2 tRNA genes are annotated in these 231 nt (G+C 50.6%); both read right to left on the bottom strand.

What is annotated here, in order from left to right:
• Position 1: 1 nt before the first annotated feature.
• Positions 2 to 75 (bottom strand) — tRNA-Met (locus tag CWC04_RS19280).
• 79 nt (positions 76 to 154) lie between these two features.
• A tRNA-Met gene (locus CWC04_RS19275) sits at positions 155 to 231 on the bottom strand.

Below are 231 nucleotides of genomic sequence, written 5' to 3'. Positions count from 1 at the left end.
GTTGCGGGAGCCGGATTTGAACCGACGACCTTCGGGTTATGAGCCCGACGAGCTACCAGGCTGCTCCATCCCGCGCCTGTATATTTTAAGTCTATCGACTACTTAATTTAATCTCTTAAGTTAGAGTTTACAGTAACCAAGCTTTTAAAAAAATTGGTTGCGGGAGCCGGATTTGAACCGACGACCTTCGGGTTATGAGCCCGACGAGCTACCAGGCTGCTCCATCCCGCG

This window comes from Pseudoalteromonas sp. S2893, assembly GCF_005887105.1.
GTDB lineage: Bacteria > Pseudomonadota > Gammaproteobacteria > Enterobacterales > Alteromonadaceae > Pseudoalteromonas > Pseudoalteromonas atlantica.
Note: the sequence above shows the minus strand (reverse complement) of the source record. Positions and strands in the feature narration are given on the sequence as shown.